Below are 1,039 nucleotides of genomic sequence, written 5' to 3'. Positions count from 1 at the left end.
CGTCGTCGAGTGGAAGGAAGCATGGGGCATGGATGCCCGCTTACCGACAATGCCCTGCAAGTTTGGCCCTTCCCGCCGAACGATCAAACGATCCTCGGCGGGACTTCTTGCATTCAGGCACTCTTAATCGTGAATGCATTCGCTCCTCCCCAGCTCTGGACACCGGTACTCCGCAGGCATAGGCTTTGACATATGCTGCCTGACACAGGAGCCAGCCCATGAATACCGAACGCCATGTACGCCTTTTTCGCAACGGCCGCAATCAGGCTATACGCATTCCTCGAGAGTTCGAGCTAAGCGGTGACGACGCCCTCATTCGCCGCGAGGGCGATACACTCATCATCGAACCCATCAGAAAACCCGGTCTTCTGGAGACGTTGCGACAGCTCAGTTCCTTGGATGAAACGCTAGATGAAAGCGACGAAGGGTTACTGCCACTCGACGATATCAAGCTATGAAAACGACCGGCTATCTATTGGACACCAATATCGTCTCGGCACTCGTGCGTGATCCACAAGGCCAAGTGGCACGACGAATAGCCGACGTGGGAGAGCACGCCATCGCCACCAGTTCGATCGTCGCTGCCGAACTTCGCTTTGGCGCCCATAAACGCGGCTCCAAACGCCTGACGCATCAGGTGGAAACCCTGCTTGATGCGCTGACAATTCTACCTTTCGAGTCGCCTGCCGATCGCTATTATGCACAGATACGCTGTCATCTGGAGCGGGTCGGGACGCCAATAGGTCCTAACGACCTGCTGATCGCCGCCCAAGCACTATCGGAACAGCGCATCCTGGTCACCGCTAATCTCGGCGAATTTAGACGTGTCGAGGGGTTGAGCGTCGAGAATTGGCTTTGAATACTGCCCCCCACTAATACTCAAAATAATATTAGCTTTCGGCTCAAAACTTCAGGTTTCCCCCAACAGCCGCAGACTTTCCATGGGCGCCTGACGACGTACCTGACGGGTCAGCAGATGGCCGATGCCTCCGATGAGCAGCCCACCGCCCACGGGCATCACGACCCATAGCGGCCAATG

General features: G+C 56.2%; 2 protein-coding genes. Both read left to right on the top strand.

The genetic code is table 11. The annotated features are described in order from the left end of the window. Nucleotides 1-218 precede the first annotated feature (218 nt). Nucleotides 219-458 carry an AbrB/MazE/SpoVT family DNA-binding domain-containing protein gene (locus tag OP495_RS18140; protein WP_280563183.1) on the top strand — a complete coding sequence of 80 codons (240 nt, stop codon included), beginning with the start codon at nucleotides 219-221 and terminating at the stop codon, nucleotides 456-458. Continuing rightward, entirely contained in the window at nucleotides 455-859 is a 405-nt protein-coding gene (locus tag OP495_RS18135; protein ID WP_280571170.1) for a type II toxin-antitoxin system VapC family toxin, read from the top strand. The genes OP495_RS18140 and OP495_RS18135 overlap by 4 nt, the downstream gene beginning before the upstream one ends. Nucleotides 860-1,039: the final 180 nt, after the last annotated feature.

The sequence above is a fragment of the Chromohalobacter sp. 296-RDG genome (assembly GCF_029889885.1).
Taxonomy (GTDB): Bacteria; Pseudomonadota; Gammaproteobacteria; order Pseudomonadales; family Halomonadaceae; genus Chromohalobacter.
The sequence above is the reverse complement of the archived record's forward strand: the minus strand, read 5'-3'. Positions and strand labels throughout refer to the sequence as shown.

What these genes read in the sequence shown, in the direction of transcription:
- OP495_RS18140 (WP_280563183.1), top strand. Translation starts at nt 219, where the DNA reads ATGAATACCGAACGCCATGTACGCCTTTTTCGCAACGGCCGCAATCAG.
- OP495_RS18135 (WP_280571170.1), top strand. Translation starts at nt 455, where the DNA reads ATGAAAACGACCGGCTATCTATTGGACACCAATATCGTCTCGGCACTC.